Source organism: Acidiphilium acidophilum (genome assembly GCF_033842475.1).
Lineage (GTDB): Bacteria > Pseudomonadota > Alphaproteobacteria > Acetobacterales > Acetobacteraceae > Acidiphilium > Acidiphilium acidophilum.
The window spans coordinates 423,006-437,299 of the sequence record NZ_JAWXYB010000018.1 but is presented as its reverse complement, the minus strand read 5'-3'; the positions used below and the strand labels follow the sequence as shown (position 1 = coordinate 437,299).

General features: G+C 64.9%; 16 protein-coding genes and 1 riboswitch. Of the genes, 5 read left to right on the top strand and 11 right to left on the bottom strand.

Annotated elements, in window-relative coordinates:
- Nucleotide 1 precedes the first annotated feature (1 nt).
- The 3 genes from SIL87_RS04735 to SIL87_RS04725 are packed head-to-tail and all read left to right on the top strand — an operon-like array spanning nucleotide 2 to nucleotide 2,823.
- Entirely contained in the window at nucleotides 2-1,351 is a 1,350-nt protein-coding gene (locus SIL87_RS04735) for a putative O-glycosylation ligase, exosortase A system-associated (RefSeq protein WP_319613052.1), read from the top strand.
- A 6-nt stretch (nucleotides 1,352-1,357) separates the two neighbouring features.
- Nucleotides 1,358-1,597, top strand: a complete 240-nt coding sequence (locus SIL87_RS04730; protein ID WP_319613051.1) for a hypothetical protein — start codon at nucleotides 1,358-1,360, stop codon at nucleotides 1,595-1,597.
- On the top strand, nucleotides 1,594-2,823 hold the full coding sequence (locus tag SIL87_RS04725) for a glycosyltransferase family 4 protein (RefSeq protein WP_319613050.1): 1,230 nt from the start codon (nucleotides 1,594-1,596) through the stop codon (nucleotides 2,821-2,823). Before SIL87_RS04730 ends, SIL87_RS04725 begins: the two co-directional genes overlap by 4 nt.
- On the opposite strand, the gene SIL87_RS04720 is transcribed toward SIL87_RS04725, so the two are convergent.
- From SIL87_RS04720 to SIL87_RS04685, 8 genes are all read right to left on the bottom strand, one after another.
- A complete protein-coding gene (locus tag SIL87_RS04720; RefSeq protein WP_319613049.1) occupies nucleotides 2,774-4,345 on the bottom strand; it encodes a lysine--tRNA ligase in 1,572 nt (523 codons plus the stop codon). The two genes, SIL87_RS04725 and SIL87_RS04720, sit on opposite strands and share 50 nt — an antisense overlap.
- Before the next feature lie 47 nt (nucleotides 4,346-4,392).
- Nucleotides 4,393-4,926: a GNAT family N-acetyltransferase gene (locus tag SIL87_RS04715; RefSeq protein ID WP_319613048.1), complete on the bottom strand. Its 534-nt coding sequence runs from the start codon at nucleotides 4,924-4,926 to the stop codon at nucleotides 4,393-4,395.
- A 10-nt stretch (nucleotides 4,927-4,936) separates the two neighbouring features.
- Nucleotides 4,937-6,217, bottom strand: coding sequence for an RsmB/NOP family class I SAM-dependent RNA methyltransferase (locus tag SIL87_RS04710; protein ID WP_319613047.1), 1,281 nt, complete (start codon nucleotides 6,215-6,217; stop codon nucleotides 4,937-4,939).
- Nucleotides 6,214-6,387 carry a hypothetical protein gene (locus tag SIL87_RS04705; protein ID WP_319613046.1) on the bottom strand — a complete coding sequence of 58 codons (174 nt, stop codon included), beginning with the start codon at nucleotides 6,385-6,387 and terminating at the stop codon, nucleotides 6,214-6,216. Before SIL87_RS04705 ends, SIL87_RS04710 begins: the two co-directional genes overlap by 4 nt.
- 5 nt (nucleotides 6,388-6,392) lie before the next feature.
- Nucleotides 6,393-7,892, bottom strand: coding sequence for an IMP dehydrogenase (gene guaB, locus SIL87_RS04700; protein ID WP_319613045.1), 1,500 nt, complete (start codon nucleotides 7,890-7,892; stop codon nucleotides 6,393-6,395).
- A gap of 110 nt (nucleotides 7,893-8,002) precedes the next feature.
- Nucleotides 8,003-8,557, bottom strand: coding sequence for a hypothetical protein (locus SIL87_RS04695; RefSeq protein ID WP_319613044.1), 555 nt, complete (start codon nucleotides 8,555-8,557; stop codon nucleotides 8,003-8,005).
- A 110-nt stretch (nucleotides 8,558-8,667) separates the two neighbouring features.
- Nucleotides 8,668-8,922: a hypothetical protein gene (locus SIL87_RS04690; protein WP_319613043.1), complete on the bottom strand. Its 255-nt coding sequence runs from the start codon at nucleotides 8,920-8,922 to the stop codon at nucleotides 8,668-8,670.
- A gap of 8 nt (nucleotides 8,923-8,930) precedes the next feature.
- Entirely contained in the window at nucleotides 8,931-9,773 is an 843-nt protein-coding gene (locus SIL87_RS04685) for an N-acetylmuramoyl-L-alanine amidase family protein (RefSeq protein WP_319613042.1), read from the bottom strand.
- Between the two features lie 205 nt (nucleotides 9,774-9,978).
- Between SIL87_RS04685 and SIL87_RS04680 the strand changes: the two genes are divergently transcribed.
- Nucleotides 9,979-10,398: a DUF2177 family protein gene (locus tag SIL87_RS04680; protein ID WP_319613041.1), complete on the top strand. Its 420-nt coding sequence runs from the start codon at nucleotides 9,979-9,981 to the stop codon at nucleotides 10,396-10,398.
- A 50-nt stretch (nucleotides 10,399-10,448) separates the two neighbouring features.
- Here SIL87_RS04680 and SIL87_RS04675 read toward each other — a convergent pair whose 3' ends face one another.
- Both SIL87_RS04675 and SIL87_RS04670 read right to left on the bottom strand, forming a co-directional pair.
- On the bottom strand, nucleotides 10,449-10,649 hold the full coding sequence (locus SIL87_RS04675) for a hypothetical protein (RefSeq protein ID WP_319613040.1): 201 nt from the start codon (nucleotides 10,647-10,649) through the stop codon (nucleotides 10,449-10,451).
- Between the two features lie 223 nt (nucleotides 10,650-10,872).
- Nucleotides 10,873-12,330, bottom strand: a complete 1,458-nt coding sequence (locus tag SIL87_RS04670) for an NADP-dependent isocitrate dehydrogenase (RefSeq protein ID WP_319613039.1) — start codon at nucleotides 12,328-12,330, stop codon at nucleotides 10,873-10,875.
- Between the two features lie 111 nt (nucleotides 12,331-12,441).
- Nucleotides 12,442-12,703, top strand: a riboswitch (cobalamin riboswitch).
- Nucleotides 12,704-12,737: 34 nt separating this feature from the next.
- Here SIL87_RS04670 and SIL87_RS04665 point away from each other — a divergent pair.
- On the top strand, nucleotides 12,738-13,793 hold the full coding sequence (locus SIL87_RS04665) for a HoxN/HupN/NixA family nickel/cobalt transporter (protein WP_319613038.1): 1,056 nt from the start codon (nucleotides 12,738-12,740) through the stop codon (nucleotides 13,791-13,793).
- Between the two features lie 28 nt (nucleotides 13,794-13,821).
- Here SIL87_RS04665 and SIL87_RS04660 read toward each other — a convergent pair whose 3' ends face one another.
- A complete protein-coding gene (locus tag SIL87_RS04660; protein WP_319613037.1) occupies nucleotides 13,822-14,061 on the bottom strand; it encodes a hypothetical protein in 240 nt (79 codons plus the stop codon).
- Between the last annotated feature and the right edge of the window lie 233 nt (nucleotides 14,062-14,294).

Genomic DNA, 14,294 nt, shown 5'->3' with positions numbered 1-14,294 from the left:
GATGCTGCATAGTCTGATCCTTCTCGGGTTTCTCGTCAGTCTGGTGGTCCTGGCGATCATCCGGCCGATGGCGGGTGTGGTGGCGTTCGAATGCTTCACCTTCATGAGCCCGCAGCAGGAAACCTACGGGATGACCGGGGCGTTGCCGGTCGCGCTGATCGCCGGCGTGGCCACCGTGGTCGGCTGCGTCGTCAATCGGGAGCCGAAATCGTTTCAGCTCAACAGCATCACCGTGCTCGTCATTCTGTTCATCGCGCAGGCGACGATCAGCACGATCTTCGCCATGGCACCCAGTTCGATCGTGCTGCCGGTCTATACCGATCTGCTGAAATCGCTCGGGTTCCTCATCCTGGTTGCCGCGCTGCTGACCAACCGCCAGCGCGTGCATGCCCTGGTGTGGCTGATCGTGCTGGCGATCGGGTATTATGGGGTCAAGGGCGGCTTGTTCACTATCCTGACCGGCGGCGGCGATCATGTCTACGGCCCGCCGAACAGCGTACTGGCCGATAACAACCAGCTTGCCGTCGCGTTGCTCACCGTGCTGCCGCTGATGAACTATCTGCGGGTCATCTCGGCGCACCGGATCGTGCGGATCGGCATGACCATCGCGATGATGCTGACCGTGATCGCCGTGGTCGGCACCTATTCGCGCGGCGGGTTTCTCGCTCTGGGGGCGATGAGTGCTTTCCTGTGGTGGAACAGCAAGGGCAAGGTCAAATCCGGTGTCCTGATCGCGATCGGGCTGATCGTCGCGATCAGCATCATGCCGTCGCAATGGACCGAGCGGATGTACAGCATTCAGCATTACCAGAAAGACAACTCGGCCAATGATCGCCTCACGGTCTGGCGTCAGGCGTTCGGCATCGCCATGGCCAATCCGCTTACTGGCGGCGGGTTCAAGGCGACGGCGACCCCTTCGGTGATCCATCGTTATTACCCCGGGGCTCACCAACGCGCGACCCACAGCATCTGGTTCCAGCTGGTCAGCCAGGGCGGGTTTCCCATGCTGGGGATTTTCATCGCCCTGATCATCGCCACCGTCATCAAGCTGCGCCGGATCCGCTGGCGTACCCGGGGCGACCCCAGCCTGCGCTGGATCGACGAACTCTGCCGGATGATCGAGGTCTCGATGATCGCCTTTCTGGTCGGGGGGTCGTTTCTCTCGCTCGGCTATTACAGCCTGATCTATACGCTGCTGCTCACCGTCGGCGCGCTCGGGGCCATCGTCGCGCGGGTTCCGGCGCGCGGCGCGGTCCGCACCACGCGTGATCTTGCCAGAAGGCCGGCACCCCGCGCCCAACCCGGCGGAATGATGCCGTCATGGCGCCTCCGGCGCGATATTCAGGGATAGGCGCTTATGGAAGGCGTATTTTTCCTGGCTGGCCTGTTCGTGATTCTCTGGCTTGCCTACTGGATCGCGCAGGAGGGGCGGGAACGACCGGGCGCGAAACGCCGCTGGTCGCCGTTCGACTGGGCGGACGATGCCGCCCCCCAAGCGACGGCGCCGGAAGCCGCGCCGCGCGCCGCCGCTCCGTCATGGCGGGACCGGGCGCGTCGGTCGGAGCCCCGGGCCACGGGTACCGGCAGGCGGCGGTGACGATCCGGATCGTCACGATCTCGACGCTGTTTCCGCATCGGGCCCTTCCCGCTCATGGTGTGTTCGTCGAAACAAGGCTGCGCCATCTGGTCGCGGATGAGGATGTCGAAAGCATCGTCATCGCGCCGGTCGCGTGGTTTCCCTCGACCGATTCCCGCTTCGGCCCCTGGGCCCGGGCCGCGGCCTCACCACAGCAGGAGATGCGGTTCGGCCTCGATGTCCGTCATCCGCGTTATCTCGTCATCCCGAAAATCGGTCAGGGGCTGACGCCGCACACGCTCTACCGCGCGCTCAAATCCAGCCTCGGTCGCCTGATCGATGACGGCTATCGCCCCGACCTGATCGACGCCCATTACCTCTATCCCGATGGTGTCGCCGCCGCATGGGTGGCGCGTGATTTCAATCGCCCGCTGGTGCTCACCGCGCGTGGCTCGGACGTGACGCAATGGCCCGATTTCGCACGTCCCCGCGCGCTGATCAGGACGGCGGTCGCCCAGGCGGAGGCGGTGATCACGGTGAGCGAGGCCCTGCGGCGCGGCCTGATCGCCCTCGGGGCCGACGGCGGCAAAATCACCACCCTGCGCAACGGGGTCGATACGGCGCTGTTCCAACCGACCGACCCGGCCTCGGCGCGGCAGTCGCTCGGACGGACCCGCCCCTATTGCGTCTCGGTCGGGCATCTGATCGAACGCAAGGGGCACGACCGGGTGATCGAGGCGTTCGCCCTGCGCGCCCGATCGGGTGTGGCGACGCCCGACCTCGTCATCATCGGGGAAGGTCCGGAGCGGCAGACCCTCACCCGGCTGGCCGCGCGACTGGGCGTGGCCGATCGCGTCCATCTGGCCGGAGCGCTGCCGCAATCGTCCCTGCCGCTCTATTACAGCGGGGCCGAAGCCCTGATCCTCGCCTCCAGCCGCGAAGGCTGGGCGAACGTGCTGCTCGAAGCGATGGCCTGCGGCACGCCGGTGGTCGCCTCGCCCGCCGCGGGCAATGACGAGGTGGTGCGCGATCGCGCCGCCGGGGTGATCGCTGACGATTTCACGCCCGCAGCACTCGCCCGTGCCCTTGATGATGTGCTGCGCGACCCGCCTTCACGCGGGGCGACGGTCGCCTACGCCGCCGCGCATGACTGGCGCACGATCAGCGCCGGCCAGCGGGCGATTTTCGAGCGGGTGCTCAATCGGCGGCATCCTGCTCCCGCGCGAGAGCTTGCCCGATCAGGCTGATCGTCGGTTTCACGCCGTAAAGGGCGATGAACCCGCCGAATCGCGGGCCGTCGCTCTGGCCGAGCAGCACCTGATAAAGACAGGCGAACCAGTCGCGCAGCGAGGCGAAAGGGTGGCGCTTGCCGATATCGTACAGCAGGGTCTGCAATGCCTCGGCATCCGCAGGCTGGTCAGCGAGTGCCGTGGCGAGGTCTTCCAGCGCCGCGCGTTCAAGGTCGATCGCCGCGCGGTATCGCTTGGTCGGCTTGACGAAATCCTGGTAATATTTCACCGCGAAATCGACCAGCCGGGCCAGGAACGGCGAGGCCTCGGGGGTTGCATCCGGGCGGTAGGCGCGGATGAAGCCCCAAAGCATGTCCGGCGTTTCAGCGTTCACCACCGAGGCGAGGTTGAGCAGCATGCCGAACGGCACCGGGCTGCCGGATGAATCGGGGATGACGCCGCCATGGATGAACCAGGCGGGATTGTCCTCCGCCGTGCCGGTGCCCGCGCACAGCGCATCGACGCTGGTGAGATAATCGTCGGTCGCGCGGGGGATCACGTCGAAAAACAGGCGCTTGGCCCGCTGGGGCGAGGCGAACATGAACTGGCCGAGGCTTTCAGCCGGGGCATAGGCCAACCAGTCCTCGACCGAGAGGCCGTTACCTTTCGATTTGCTGATCTTCTGGCCCTTGTCGTCGAGGAACAACTCGTAGGTGAAGGTCTCCGGCGGCTCGGCCTCCATCGCACGGACGATGGCGCTCGACAGGCGGACGGAATCGATCAGATCCTTGCCCGACATTTCATAATCGACGCCGAGCGCGTACCAGCGCATCGCCCAGTCGGCTTTCCATTGCAGCTTGGCGGCGCCATCGTAGATCGAGGTTTCGTGGAGCGTGCCGGTTTCGGGATCGCGCCAGGTGACGCTGCCGGCCTCGACATCGACCTCATCGATCGCGACCTGCATGACCACGCCGGTGCGCGGGTGCAGCGGCAGGAAGGGCGAATAGGTCGCGCGGCGTTCCGGTCCCAGGGTCGGGCGGATGATGTCGCGGATGATATCGTGGCGGGCGGCAACCTCACGGAGCGCATCGTTGAAGCGGCCCGACGTGTAGTAGTCGGTCGAGGAGGCGAATTCGTACTCGAAGCCGAAACTGTCGAGAAAGGCGCGCAGCCGGGCGTTGTTATGGGCACCGAAACTGGCATGGGTGCCGAACGGATCGGGCACGCGGGTGAGCGGCTGACCGATATACGACGCGAGCATTTCCTGCTGCGGCACGTTGCCCGGCACTTTTCGCAGCGCGTCCATATCGTCGGAAAAGGCGAGGAGCCGGGATGGCAGGCCGGTGAGCTTGGTGAAGGCGAGCCTGATCCAGGAGGTGCGCGCCACTTCCATGAAGGTGCCGATATGCGGCAGGCCGGACGGGCCATAGCCGGTTTCGAACAGGGCGCTGGTTTTGCCGGTGCGGGCGAGGCGTTGCGCGACCCGTTCCGCCTCGCGGAAGGGCCAGCTGGTCGGGGTCTTGATGTCGGGCTCGGTCATGCGCCGGGTTTAGGGTCGGGTTGCGGTCGGGTCAAACCGAAGCCGGATCAATCGAGCAGGGGTTCGATACTGGTCCAGCGATACGCCGCCTGCGGCACCGCGATACCGCCGACGCCCACAGTGCCATCCTCGGCATGGCGCGCCCCCATCCGGGCATAAAACCAGCGTGCCGGATTGTCGGACAGCACCCACACCAGCAGCGAGGTGCAGCCGCGTGCCGCGAGATGGGCGGCGGCGGTGCGGAGCAGGTGACGGCCGAGACCACGTTCGCGGAAATCGTCGAGCACGTAGAGGGTTTCAATCTCGCCCTCGGTGGCGTGGCCGCGCTGTCGCCGGGCGGTAACGAAGCCGACCACGCTGGCCTCACCCTCCGGCACCGCATCACTGCCCGAGGCGACCGCGACATGAACCACCCCGCCGCCCCGGATCACCCGGTCGTAATATCCGGCCTGTCGCGGTGCCGAGAGCCCGGTCAGCACCGGTTCGGGCAATACCCCGGCATAGGTGCTGCGCCAGCTCGCGACATGAACGAGGCCGATTCCGGCGGCATCGGTGGGTCGCGCCCGGCGCACCGCGATCATGCCGGTGCCCTCACGCAGCGCGCTCCATCCGGCAGGCGAAAAACCCGTCCGTACCATCGCGCGCCGGGGACAGGAGCAGGTAATCGCCCTGCAGATAGGCCGGGAACGCCGCGCCGACCGGGGCAATCCGGAACGAGGGGTAGCGGGCGAGAAAGCCCGCGACCTGACCCTGATTTTCGGCGTCCAGCAACGAGCATGTCGCATAAATGAGCGCGCCGCCGGGTTTGACCAGACGCTGCGCTTCATCGAGGATGGCGGCCTGCTTGACCACCAGCTCGGCCAGATCGGATTCTTTCAGCCGCAGCCGCGCATCCGGGTTGCGCCGCCAGGTGCCGGTGCCGGTGCATGGCGCATCGACCAGCACGACATCGAATTTACCGCCCTGCCGCTTGGTCCATTTATCACCGGGTTCGAGCAGATGGCGCTCGGCATTGTGCACCCCGGCGCGGCGGAGGCGCTTGATCGCGCCATCGAGCCGCGCGGGCGACACGTCGCAGGCGACGATATGGCCCTTGTTTTCCATCGTCATCGCGAGCGCCAGGGTTTTACCCCCGGCACCGGCGCAGAAATCCGCCACCCGCATGCCGGGTTGGGCCTGGGCCAGAAGTCCGACGAGCTGGCTGCCTTCGTCCTGAATTTCGACCAGCCCGTCACGGAACGGCTGGCTCGTCGTCACGCTCTGGCGCGGGGCGAGCCGCAGGCCCCAGGGGCTGAGTCGGGTCGGCTCCGCCTTCAGCTTCGCCTTGGCGAGCAGGCCGGTCGCCTCCTCGCGGGTGGTCTTCAGCAGATTGACCCGCAGATCGAGCGGGGCCGGCTGCATCAGCGCGGCCGATTCCGCCTCCAGCCGGTCGCCGAACCGCGCGCGCAGCAGCGGGACCACGAAATCCGGCATTTCCAGCCGCACCCCCTCGCCCATGTTCGGATGATCGAGCGTGTGCTTGTCGAGCTGTTCGAGCACCCGCCGCTCCTCATCCTCCAGCGCGGGCGGCGCGAAGCGTGAGCCGCCGAATTCGGCGGCGGCACGATGCACGGTGATCCCGTTGAGCACCATCAATGCCAGCACCATCAGACGCGGCGTCGGCGTCGCCCCGACCCGCTCGATCCACCAGCCGAGCCGGCGGCGGGCGCGCAGCACGCCCCAGACCGTCTCGCCGATATCACGCCGATCGCCACCGCCGATGAACCGGCGGGTACGCAGGAATTCATTGGCAACCGCATCGGCAGGACGACGATCGGCCTCGATCGCGCCGAGCAATTCGATCGCGGCTTGCAGGCGGCCTGCGGGGGTCAAGCCGAAAGACCTAAATCAAGGACGGAAGCACTTCTTTTTTTGTAAAAAAAGAAACAAAAAAACTCTGATTCGCCGGGACTGTGCCGACGAAACCGCCCGAGGCCCAAACCACCAAAAGTTTTTTGCTTCTTTTTTTCAAAAATGAAGCCTTCCCCTTCCCTTCCTGCCATCACCCTCAATCCTGCCGATAATTCGGCGCTTCGCGCGTGATCGCCACGTCATGAACATGGCTTTCGCGCAGCCCGGCCCCGGTGATCCGGCGGAAGGTTGCCTTGGTCTGAAGTTCGCCGATCGTGGCACAGCCGGTGTAGCCCATGCCGGCGCGCAGGCCGCCGACCAGTTGGTGCACCACCGCCGAAGTCGGGCCTTTGTAACCGACCCGCCCTTCGATGCCTTCGGGGACCAGTTTCAGATTGTCCTTGATATCCTGCTGGAAATAGCGATCGGCGGAGCCGCGCGCCATTGCGCCGAGGCTGCCCATGCCGCGATAGGATTTGTAGGAGCGGCCCTGATAGAGAAACACTTCGCCGGGGGCCTCGTCGGTCCCGGCGAGCAGGGAGCCGACCATGACGCAGTCGGCCCCGGCGGCGAGCGCCTTGACCATGTCGCCCGAGGTCCGGACCCCGCCATCGGCGATCGCCGGCACATCGGCGTCGTGGCAGGCGGCGGCGGTTTCCATCACGGCGGAGAATTGCGGCACACCGACGCCCGCAACCACACGGGTGGTGCAGATACTGCCGGGGCCGATGCCGATCTTGATCGAATCAGCCCCCGCCTCGATCAGCGCGGCGGCGGCTTCGGGGGTAGCGACATTGCCTGCGACGATCTGCACCGCATTCGATCGTTCCTTGATCCGGCTCACCGCGCGCATCACGCCCTGGGAGTGGCCATGGGCGGTATCGACCACGATGACATCGACCCCGGCGGCGATCAGCGCATCGGCCCGGGCCGCGCCATCCTCGCCCACACCGGTCGCGGCGGCGACGCGCAGACGGCCGAATTCGTCCTTGTTGGCGAGCGGATGGGTTTCGGCCTTGTCCATATCCTTGACCGTGATCAGCCCGACGCAGCGATAGGCTTCATCCACCACCAGCAGCTTCTCGATCCGGTGCCTGTGCAGCAGGTGCCGCGCCATTTCCGGGCCGACATCGGCAGGTGCCGTGACCAGATTCTCGCGGGTCATCAATTCGTAGACTTTCGAGCCGGGATCGGTCGCGAACCGGACATCGCGATGGGTCAGGATACCGACGAGGCGCTTGGTCTCGCGCTCGACCACAGGGACCCCGGAAATCCGGTACTGCGCCATCAACCCCTGAGCGTCCGCCAGCGTCTGATCGGGGTGGATGGTGAGCGGGTTGACCACCATGCCGCTCTCGAATTTTTTCACCTGACGGACCTGATCGGCCTGCTCCTCGATGGTCAGGTTCTTGTGAACCACCCCGATACCACCCTGCTGGGCCATGGCGATCGCCATCTGCGCTTCGGTGACGGTATCCATCGCCGCCGAAATGAGCGGAATGTTGAGCCGGATGCTGCGGGTCAGCCGCGTTTCGGTGCTGACCGCACTCGGCAGAACCTCGGAATAGGCGGGGACCAGCAGGACATCGTCAAAGGCAAAAGCCTCAACAATGCGCGCCAAGCCGCGGGGCTGGGTAGTGGAATTCATGGGAGCCATGGTGCATCCTTGCCGGTTTGCGAACCTTGGCGATCCCTACTATCGGGCCGTTGCGGTTCCGGCAAGGCCGGGGGCGCAAATCGCCCCCGCGCCACCGGCACGGCTATGCTTCAGCCCTGACGAACGGGATGAGCGGCAGCCGGAACCGGATAATCGGCAAAAAGTAGTTTGGAGGGCGGCGGCAGCGCATTCGCCGGCCGGGCCGGTGCGGCGGGCACCGGCGCGAGCGTCTGCCCCGGTGCTTTACCAAGCGCGGTCGGCAACGGCGCGCAGGCATTGCCGCTGCGGCGGACGAAAACCCGGGTCTGCCCGTTCGGGCCGGGGATGATCTGCATCTGCTCGCTGCAGACGCCGCCGGGTCCACCGACGCTGACCATCGAAACCTGCATCATGCCGCCGGGCAGCGCACCCGGGGCGAAGCTCGTGGGCAGCGGCAGCGGCGCGAAGGCGATGCGCTGCAGCATCGCCATCTGCTGCTGCATCTGTTGCTGCATCTGGGCGATCTGCTGGAAAAAGGCCGCCGGCATCAGCATCGGCATGGGCTGGGGCACAGGGGCGAAAACCACCGGAACCAGCACCGCCTGCGGGGCAGCGGGGGCGGCGGCGAAGCTGATGGCCGGCAGGGCCACCGCCGCAGCGATCAGGGACAATCCAGAACGGATCATGGCGCACGCTCCTATCGAGGGTTGACGGACTTTACAGAGAATTGGCGGCCTTCGGCGAAAAATCCAGCGGGATCTCCGCGTATTTCGTTCACATCCACGCGCGCGGCGGTTCAGCGCGGGGCGTAGAAATCGCAATAGCCGCGTGGGCCGACCGGCCCGGCGATCAATTGACAGCGTCCCGGCAGAGCCGGGTTCGGCGCGGGCAGATAGAACTGGCATGTCGCGCAATCGGCACCGCCGGGGCCCGGCGCCGCCTGATACTGGGCATCCTGACGGCTCGCGGGGTTATTGGCCACGCCGAGCCGGGTGGTGGCGAGCCAGACGAAACCGCCAAGGCCAAGGGTTACGCGGCGACGCTTGAGCATGACACAGGTTAAAGGTTGGCGACGGCGTGCTGCTTGGCGAGGAACCAGGCATCGACCGCCGCTTTCATCGACCCCGCGATACGCTGGCGGAACGCATTGGTCCGTAATGCCGCTTCGTCCTCCGGGTTGGACAGGAAGGCGGTTTCGACCAGAACGCTCGGGATCGCGGATGATTGCAGCACCGCGAAGGTCGCGTGGCGGGCGGGGTTTTGCAGCATGTCGACATTGCGGGCGAGCGCGCCAACCATTTTCCGTTGCAGCAACAGGGATTCCACCTTGGTGCTGTGCGCCATCAGGCTGAACAGGATGCGCCCGACCTGCGGCGAAACCCCCCGGAATGTCGGGTTGGAAATCCGCTCGACACTGTTTTCCAGACCGGCGATTTTGGCGGCGAGCGGGTCCGACGCCCGGTTGGAGAAGGTATAGACGCTGGCACCGCGCACCGTGGTATTGGGAGCCACCGAATTGGCGTGCATCGAGAGAAACAGGGCGGCCTTGTGCTTTTCCGCGATATCGACCCGTGTCTGCAGGGGGATGAAAATATCCCTCGCCCGGGTCATGCGGACCTCGTACCCGCCCCGTTCGAGCGCATGGCGCAGATCCCACGCGGCGGAAAGGGCGATGTCCTTTTCGTAGAGATTGCCATTGCCGATGCAGCCGGGATCGCGACCGCCATGGCCGGGATCGATCATGACGAGGCGATTGCGCGTGGCTTCGCGATAGGCGGCGGGCGTGATCATCGCCGCGCGGTCAGGTCCGGCGGCGCGGGCCAGTGCCGATTGCATCCAGAGCGGCAGGCTGATCGTTGCCTTGACCCCGGCATCAAGCATGAAACGCCGTGAAAATGCCATCGTTAGTCTCCCGAAGCGAACAAAATGCTGTTCCAAGCTGACGTGCCACCAATTTATCAGCAACGCACGTTAAAACATTGAGATTAACAGGGAGTTGATCGACCCGATCGAGGTATCCCGCCGATCAGGGGGTTGCGAAGGGTCGCAACAACTTGCGGCGGGCAGGACCGCGCCATATGCAGGAGGGGAACATCATGGATCAGTTATGCGCGGACGCTTGGGACTCTATCTGGCGACATTGATCGCCTATCTGCTGATCGATGCGGTGTGGCTCACCCTCACCAGTTCGGCGATCTATCGGGAGACGCTCGGCGACATCATGCTGGCCGGGTTCAAACCGGTGCCGGCGATCGCGGTGTATTTGTTGCAGGTGCTCGGTTTGATGGTGTTCGTGATGCCGCGCGCGCGCGCCAGCGGGCGGGTCAGTTCGGCACTGATTTACGGGGCGGCGTTCGGGGTCTTCACCTACGGGCTGTACGATCTGACCAATCTCGCGACGCTGAAGCACTGGACGGTGGCACTCGCGATCACCGACATCGTGTGGGGCGGCGTCGTTTCGGGTCTCGCCTCGATGATCGGGTGGCTGGTCGCCGGACGGATAACGCGGCAGCGGCTGTTCAAGTAAAAGCCGCCCGGGATTGCCCCGGACGGCCTTCGGTCACGCGTCGTTATCAATCAGCCTTTGGCGTGTTGGCCGGATTTCTTGTGAGCTTCGGTCGAATGCTTGTGCGCGCTCTCCGAATGAGTATGCGCCTTCTGCGAATGTTCCGCACCCGTCTTGTGATCGCCCTTGCCATGATGCTCGGCTGCGGTGTGGTGAGCCTTGGCAGCGTCTTCGTGAGCTTTGGCGGCTTGTTTGTGACTGGCTTCGGCCATGATGGTTCTCCTCGTTGGTTGTTGTTCCGCAAATTGCGGTGATCCCGGAAGAGTTCCGCCCCGGGCGACGAGATCCGAAAGGAAAGGGGTAAGTCGGCCCTGACCAATGCTGATCGTGGCGCAATAGTTCGGGCCGAAGCGGCGCCGAAGCAATGCACGAGGCGGTTACAAATATTTAGGAACGTACACCGAATATTGTCGGGACACTGATCGACTTCTGCAACTATCCTTCGCCCTGCGGTCGCTCGAACGCATCCTTCCCGTCGAACCGCTGCAGTTTTTCGACATGCATCCACGAGTGTTTCTGGCCGATCCGGCCAACGAGGTCGGCGATGCCCTGGGGCGGATTGCCCTCGGCGGGGGTGAGCAGCATGAACCGGCAATCGAAATGATCGACCAGGAAGGTCTGCCCTCCGGTCGAAGGCCACACCTGAACCCCGCGATTGGAGATCGATTCCAGCCGCAGCGCGGTGCCTTCCGCGATGGCGGTGAGCGAATGGCCGAGTTCGGCGGCAGAGAGTTCGGTTTCGATAAACACGTCGATCCCGAGGAGTTCGCGCGATTTCGGCTCGGTATGTGCGGTCAGGTTGGGCCACGGGGTGAGTTTCAGCGGGCGATACTCACGGGACGGCAGATTGCTGGTGCGGCCCAGATTGGCGATCACCTGACCCACGAATTTCTCGGTGCCGACACCGTGGCCGCGCGGCGAAAGATCGCCGGTGAGGTTTTCGCCTTCGGCGAGGGTGATGAACAGCGCCTGCTCGATCGTGGCGGCGACCTCGAACGCCCCGATGTGGCGGAGCATCATGATCGCGGCGGAGAGCAGGGCGGTGGGATTGGCAAGGCCCTTGCCGGCGATCTGCGGCGCCGAACCGTGGACCGCCTCGAAGATCGCGGCATGGTCGCCGAGATTGGCGGAAGGCGCGATGCCGAGCCCGCCGACCAGTCCGGCGGCAAGGTCGGAAATGATGTCGCCGTTCATGTTCGATGTCACGATGACGTCGAATTGCTCGGGGGCAATCACGAGTTGATGGGCGCAATTGTCGATGATGATGTGGTCCTGCGCGATGGCGGGATATTCGGGACCGACCGCTTCGAACACCCGTTTCATCATGCCCTCGGTGAGCTTCATGATATTTGCCTTGGTGGCGCAGGTGACTTTCCTGCGGTCCTCCGCGAGAGCGAGGCCGAAGGCGGCGCGGATGATGCGCTCGCAGCCCGGGCGGGTCATGAGTTTGAGGCACTGCGCGACATCGGGCGTCTGCATGTGCTCGATGCCGGCATAGACGTCCTCGACGTTTTCACGGACGATGACCATGTCGATGCCCCGCCCGGTGAAGGGGGTCTTGATGCCGGGCAGTTCGCGGACCGGGCGGATATTGGCGTAGAGTTCGAAATGCTTGCGCAGCGTGACGTTGGCCGATTTCGCGCCATAGCCGACCGGGGTTTCCAGCGGGCCTTTCAGCGCGAGGCGATTTTTCGCGATACTGTCGAGGGTTTCGCGTGGCGCGCCGGAAGGGATGCCCTTCCTGAAGACTTCGGCACCGGCCTCGGCGATCTCCCACTCGATCGGCGCTCCCGCCGCCTCGAAAATGCGTCTTGTCGCCTCGAAGACCTCAGGGCCGATACCATCGCCCGGCATGGCGGTGACGCGGGTTGTGGCGGGATGAGCTGCGGTCATCGGTAATCCCCTTTTTTATTCGATGAACCACCTATACGACGCACCACCGCACGGCGCTACCGCAGTGCGGCATGGGTGATGTTCTCCTGTGGCGCCGGGCGCGCTTCGTGCTAGGGTCGGCTGGTCGATGGTCCCGTGCGAGCGGGTGAAAAGGGAATATCGTGCGCTCCGGCGGAACCAGTGGTTCGGGGGCAAGTCGGTAGCTGCCCCCGCAACTGTCAGCGGTCAGTCGGCGGTCCGTCCGTTCGCCATGATCTGGCGACGGGTCACTGAGCCGAGGGGTTCGGGAAGGCAGGACCGGCGATGATGCATCCGGCGTCGGCCGGGTGCGGCAACCGCGAGCCAGGAGACCTGCCCTCGTCGCGCCAACCATGCCGCCGGGCGGGGTGTTCCGGAGGCGGATGACGATGATGATCGAAACGCTGCGACGGATTTTCCGCGATCAGGGCACCGATGTGCGGGCCAAGGTGAGCGGCATTTATCTGTTCCTGATCGCGTTCAATCTGGCGGCGGCGGCCTACGCGCTGATCGCGTTCCGTGATCGCCCGATCCTGATGGGAACCGCCTTGCTCGCCTACGGGTTCGGGCTGCGTCACGCCGTGGATGCCGATCATATCGCCGCGATCGACAACGTGACGCGCAAGCTGATGCAGGAGGGCAAGCGCCCGGTCGCGGTGGGGTTTTTCTTCTCGATCGGGCATTCGGCGGTGCTGTTCATCGGCACGCTGATCGTCGCGGTAACGGTGATGCAGGTTTCCGGCCGGTTCGACCGGTTCAACGATTTGGCCGGGATCGTCGGCACGGTGGTCTCCGGCGTGTTCCTGCTGGTGATGGCGATCATGAACCTGATGATCGCGCGTTCGACCTACCGGATCTTTCGGCACGTGAAGGCGGGCGGTGCCTATGACGAGGATGATTTCAACGTCCTGTTGAACAGCCGGGGACTGATCGCGCGGCTGCTGCGGCCGCTGTTCCTGCTGATCGAACATAGCTGGCAGATGCTGGGGGTGGGGTTTCTGTTCGGCCTCGGCTTCGACACCGCAACCGAGGTCAGCCTGTTGACGGTGGCTGCGGCCGAGACCGGCAAAGGAATGCCGGTGTGGTCGATCCTCGCGTTTCCCGCGCTGTTTTCGGCGGGAATGTCACTGATCGACACGACGGACGGGGTCCTGATGCTGGGCGCCTATGGCTGGGCCTTCGTCAAGCCGATCCGCAAACTCTACTATAACCTGACGATCACCCTGGTTTCGGTCGCGATCGCGCTGCTGATAGGCGGCGTGGAAACCCTCGGGCTGATCGGCACGGAATTCGGCCTGCGCGGCTGGTTCTGGGGTCCGGTGGCGGGGCTGAACGGGCATTTCGGGCTGCTGGGGTTCGGGATCATCGGAATTTTCGTCGTGGCCTGGGTGGTTTCGGTGGTGGTGTACCGGATGAGCCGGCTGGACGAGCTTGAGGTGGGGTAACCGTGCGGCTGGCCGGGCGCTGATGATTTCAATCATCCGCCCCGACCAGATACAGCATCGGCCGTGGGGCAGTGCGCGGCGCATCGGCCGCGGCGCCCCCGCCCGCGATGACGCGCGGCTGGAAACTGCGCCGGTTCACCGCAGGCGTCGCAGGCACCGCAGGCAGGGCGTTGCGGCGATTTTCCCGATGCAACAGCACCGCAACGACCCCGTGAGCGATCGCGACGACGGCAACGATAAGGATCGGCAGATAAAGGAAGGCCAACATGCGACGATCCGCCGCCGGTCAGGGCGACGACCTTTCAACATCGAGGCACCGCGAGTCAGCGGCGGAAATCAGGCTGGGAAGGGGGTAGACGGAGCCGACAGATCAGGCGGTGAAATGGCCGCGCGTCGTTCCGGTTTTCGTCATCCCGAAGGGCGAATGATCAACTGCCAACACTCAACCCTCCTGCAAGAATGAAACGATGGCGTGTGAGTAACAACTGCGTCCTGCACTGT